Origin of the sequence: Niallia taxi, from assembly GCF_004005475.1 — a bacterium.
GTDB lineage: Bacteria > Bacillota > Bacilli > Bacillales > Cytobacillaceae > Niallia > Niallia taxi.
This window is the reverse complement of the sequence record NZ_RZTZ01000042.1, coordinates 1-5,065: the sequence shown is the minus strand read 5'-3', so window position 1 is coordinate 5,065 and position 5,065 is coordinate 1. Positions and strand designations below refer to the sequence as shown.

At 31.2% G+C, this 5,065-nt stretch carries 4 protein-coding genes and 1 rRNA gene; 3 read left to right on the top strand and 2 right to left on the bottom strand.

Features of this window, described 5'->3' with window-relative positions:
• Nucleotides 1–7: 7 nt before the first annotated feature.
• Together rrf and EM808_RS28250 are read left to right on the top strand one after the other, a co-directional pair.
• A 5S ribosomal RNA gene (gene rrf / locus EM808_RS28255) occupies nt 8–124 on the top strand.
• 125 nt (nt 125–249) lie between these two features.
• A complete protein-coding gene (locus tag EM808_RS28250) occupies nt 250–1,092 on the top strand; it encodes a tyrosine-type recombinase/integrase (RefSeq protein WP_202389403.1) in 843 nt (280 codons plus the stop codon).
• An 852-nt stretch (nt 1,093–1,944) separates the two neighbouring features.
• Here the strand turns inward: EM808_RS28250 and EM808_RS29415 are convergent.
• Together EM808_RS29415 and EM808_RS28240 are read right to left on the bottom strand one after the other, a co-directional pair.
• Nucleotides 1,945–2,193 (bottom strand): hypothetical protein, encoded by a 249-nt coding sequence (locus EM808_RS29415; protein ID WP_127743123.1) that lies wholly within the window; start codon nt 2,191–2,193, stop codon nt 1,945–1,947.
• On the bottom strand, nt 2,120–2,974 hold the full coding sequence (locus EM808_RS28240) for a ParA family protein (RefSeq protein ID WP_127743121.1): 855 nt from the start codon (nt 2,972–2,974) through the stop codon (nt 2,120–2,122). Before EM808_RS28240 ends, EM808_RS29415 begins: the two co-directional genes overlap by 74 nt.
• Nucleotides 2,975–3,461: 487 nt before the next feature.
• Here EM808_RS28240 and EM808_RS28235 point away from each other — a divergent pair, with 487 nt between their 5' ends.
• Complete coding sequence (locus EM808_RS28235; protein ID WP_127743119.1) at nt 3,462–4,661, top strand: replication initiation protein; 1,200 nt, start codon at nt 3,462–3,464, stop codon at nt 4,659–4,661.
• Nucleotides 4,662–5,065: the final 404 nt, after the last annotated feature.

Below are 5,065 nucleotides of genomic sequence, written 5' to 3'. Positions count from 1 at the left end.
ATAATAGTCTGGTGGCGATAGCGAGAAGGTCACACCCGTTCCCATACCGAACACGGAAGTTAAGCTTCTCAGCGCCGATGGTAGTTGGGGGCTCTCCCCCTGTGAGAGTAGGACGTCGCCAGGCACCGAAAAGGATAGTAGTCATTAGACTACTATCCTTTTTTTTGATTTTATCGTGGAAGTTTACTTCTTTCCTCTTATGAATTAAGATATTAAGTAAGTACCAAGTCTGGATTTAGGGGTGATAAAGTGCAAAAATCTAATGTTATTAGTCAATTTGCAGACTGGCTTGAAACAGAAGGGAAATCTGTTAATACAGTCACTACTTATCAACGTGAAATGAAAAAATTTCAAGACTGGCTCTACAAATATCCTACTTATTTAGAGAATATATCTCAAAAAGATGTTCAAGATTATCTCTCTTTTTTAGAGCAACAGCGCAAAAGTCCAATAACTATCGATAAAATACTTGGCTCTATTAGAACGTTTGCTAAGTTCTTGAAACGTCCAGAAATAACTTTAGATATTAAAGTTATGCCTATAGAAAAAAAGGGAGAATTGGAAATACTAACTCCTTATGAATACAATCAATTACTTCAAGAAGTGAAAAATGATGGTCACGAAAGAAATATAGCTATTGTTTACTTATTACTTCATACAGGTATTAGAGTTTCGGAATTATGTTCTCTAAATAAGTCGAATATTGATATTAGAAAAAGGCAATTAACCGTTAGAAATGGGTTAACTGGTGAAGAAAGGTATATTCCATTATCGGAAGAAGCTAAGAAATATCTTCTTAAATACTGTGACTCTTTTTATAGTGAGGATGCTTTATTTACTTCAAAATCTAATGAACGATTAACAGAAAGATCGATTCAATATATGTTGAAAAAGTATAATGTTCATCCGCATAAATTAAGACATACTTTTTGTCAAAAGCTTATAGATAAAGGAATAGGCTTAGAAGTTGTCTCGAAACTTGCTGGACATAAAGATATAAATGTTACTAAAAGATATGCAAAATCCAGGATGGAACAATTCGAACTAGAAGAAGCAATACAAAAAACTTTTATTAACGATACACTAGGATAGGTTGTTTAGTATTTAATTGTCTTTTTAAAGTTAACATCAACCGATGGGGAAGCTTAAAGTGAATTCAGATTTAGAACGTTTCAGGGGCTATTTTAGCTGATTTTAGGTACTTCCCTTAGTTAAGTTCGTTTTTAGAAAAAGGACAGTATTATAGATCGAATATAAAAGCCTAAAGACGTTCGACAATGGAAATTCTATTCGTTTTTTATATTTTAAAACTGATATTAGATATTTCTTTTTAAAAAAGATGAAAAGAATTGGACAATAAAGCGCAAATATATCGTTCTAATGTATCCATATCACAACTCGAAACAACGCTAAAAGAAAAAAATCTTTTAGCGTTGTTTGTGCAAAGACAGGAAAAATTCAATGAAAATTTTGGAATACAACTATATCTCTAGAGATATTACGGTATATCTACACTATATCTCCCGAGCCAAAAAGTGATATCAATTTAAACTCCTTGAAACCTAATAGGCACCGACTATTCATCACCTTTTATCAGAAGGTGATATCAGGTTTCCTTATGCTCTTTTTTTAAAAGGATAGATAAGCAAAGAAAATAGACATATAGATACTCCATACAGCATTATAAGCATTGTCCATGCTTCAAAAATGTTTGGAATGTCAAATAGATAATGGAATAGGATCCAGGAGGAAATAGAAGAAATAAAGAGATAGTGTTTTTGAATTATGGTCTTCATTTTTGATTATTTCCCGAAGGGAAAAAGACAGAATATGCCCGAATATGGCCGGATTCCGTCTTTTGTTTTGTTGGTTGCTTTGGATAAGACGCATTATGTTAACTACTATTAAAAATAATTTTACGTACCCAAGTTTGGATGCATCAAATTATTTACCGATATTATTTAAATAGTCCTCTAATGCTTCTTCAATTAATATATAGATGTTTTTTTCCTGTAATAAAGATTGCATTTTTAACTCTTTATGTAAGTCTGTTCGTAAATCGAATGAGACTCGTTTTCTTATCAATTGTAGTGTAGAAGCTTTTTCCTCACTAATCTCTTCAGCGAGAGCCTGGGAAGGAGTAATCTGTTTCTGAAGACGTTTCATATTTTTTATGTCGTTTACTTTGGACACGTTTAATCAACTCCTTATAAAATTCTTCATATTGAAGTAAAGCCTGCTTTAATTCTGAGTTTTTATTAAACCCATATAAGGCTAAACGACCAATAGGAGCTCTTCTAGTAATAACCGTTTTAAAAACTTCATCAGGGTAATCCTCTGTGATCATTTCATTAAAGGCCTTAGCATCACTTCTTCTTAAGTCATTCAATGTTCTTAGAATCCCTATTACTTCAGTATTTCTATTACCATGATTTTTAGCACTTGTGACAGACTCCATAAAGTTAGGTATTGCTGAATAGCACCAGTTAGAGCACTCGAATAATACCACTACATACTCACTAGCACATAGGGCATTAGTTGTTTGTTCTGATAAAGAAGGTGGCGTATCAATAATAATGAAATCATACTCATTTCTGATTCCATCTAAACTTTTATCTAGAATTAAACTAGGAGTTCCTTTAAAAGGAATTGTATCGCCTTTATAAGTCTTTCCGGTATATATCCACCTGGGGAATGTAGCTAAAAAATTTGTAGCAGGCAACAAATCTAAATTTTTCTCTATAGGTAGAATATACTTTTTTACATCTTGTTTCTGCATAGCTTCTAGTACTGATTTTCCAATGAATTCATTGGAAGGTTGATTAGATAATAGTTCTGTTAAGTTCCCTTGAGAATCCAGATCGATTGCCAACACCTTATAACCATCTCTACTTAGTAAATATGATAGTATGCCTGCAGTAGTTGATTTTCCACAACCACCTTTTTGTATCCCCATAGTAATTGTAATCGCCAAAAATGATCCCTCCTTCTTCCAACGTTCTTTTCTTCCTTTCTTCCTTTCTTCCTTTCTTCTTTTCTTTCTTTTTTTATACTTTCTAGGAAATTAATTGAAAATCCTCTAAAAAAGTGAACTATAACACCTAAAAATTAGGTGTTATAGTTCACTCAGTTTTTGTTATAGTTCACTCAGTTTTTGTTATAGTTCACTCAGTTTTTGTTATAGTTAGGTCCCTCAAACCCTTGATACACAAGGGTTTTTTACCTCCTAAAACAATTAAAACAATTAAAACAATTAAAACAAATAATTGATAAAACAATCAAAACAAGAGAGATTTGTAAAAACTTGTTTTTTTATTATTTTGTTAATTAAGAATATTTTTAAAAAATAAAAACTCCGTTTATCGAGTGTGTGTTTTAAATTTTCTGAAATATAACACAAGTAGACTCTCATTTGTGTTTTTTGTTATATTTTAGAATGATCAATAAAAAGGAGTTTTAATATGGGATCCAAGATAAGTGCAGACAACTTAATTACGAAATCAAATCAGCTTATTGAAGCAGCATATAAATTAAACGAGATAGAACAAAAAATCATCTTAACCCTTATTAGTTTAGTTCAACCAAATGATAAGGAATTCCAATCTTACACTTTCACAATCAAAGATTTCATAAAATTGATTGGCGGAAACAGTAATACAAGGTATAAGGAACTAGAAGAAATTACGAGGAATATGTTAGCTAAAATTTATGAAATAAGATTCGAAGAAAGATTAGTACAAGTTCAATGGTTATCCCAAGCTGATTATAACTATAAAAAGGGGACAATCGAGCTTACACTACATAAGTTTCTTACCCCTTATTTATTAGAGTTGAAAAAGGAATTTACATCGTATCATTTAAAAAACGTAAGTAAACTAAAGGGGCATTATTCTATAAGGATATATGAACTGCTTAAGCAATATGAACGTCTACAAGAAAGAACCCTCACTATGGAGGACCTAAGACATAAGTTGGGCGCAACAAGTATATATCCTGCTTACGGAAACTTTAAACAGCGTGTAATACTCCCTTCTCAAAAACAGATAAATAAAAAATCAGATATCACATTTGAATTTCAAGAGATAAAACAAGGAAGGGCAGTTAAAGAAATTAAATTCTTTATAAAAACCAAAGATTCTATTATTCAACCTTTACCTATTCCGATATCTCATTCCAGTCAAAATGCAGTGTTAGATACAGAAGAACTTGAAAATGATCTTTTTGTTGTTTCTAAAGACGATATTAAAGATATTAAAAGTTTGGCGAGTGATTTAGGAGTTAAAGTTCCGAATAAAACTATACAAAGTTGGTTGAATTATGGGAAAAGAAATGTAATTCGAGTGATGGAGTCAATTAGAGATGATCATAAAATAGAAAATCCAATAGGGTTTATCACGTACAAATTAAAGAATGAGATAGATAAAAACATTATTGAGATAAATCCTTCAGATGATGCCATTCAAGATTTTGTTAACAGTCATATACCAAAACGTAAAATCAAAAGAGTAGAATTTTTAACAGACTGGATGATGAAACCGGAAGCTTTAAAAACTTTTAGTAAATACATGAATGAAGATGATGCTTTAGATTTATGGAATTCAAAGAAAGAAGCAATAATGCAGGAACTAAATGATCGCAGGGGAAAAATGATATTAAATTAAAAGAACAAAAACCATATTGGTTCTTGTTCTTTTTTATCGGAATTATTAACGTTGAACTATCTATTGCTGTAAGAGAGTTTATTATGTAGAATAGAAAAACATTTCAACTAGTAGAAACCTCTAAAAAGAAGTTGACTTCCACGAATGCGAATGGTATATTAGTAGATGTCGCTAATTCGAAAAAAACATTCTTTCTTTTTTTTAAAAAGTTTGTTCGTAGAAGTTGACCACGGTGAAATGCTGTGTTATTATATAAAAGTTGCTCCTAACAGCAACATTAAATTGCTCTTTGAAAACTGAACAAACAAACGTCAACAATAATCGTTTTTATAACTTTCGTTATAGAAACAAAACAAGTAACAAAAGCTAGAGTTTAGCAATGAGCTAATCTTACTCTTTATCGG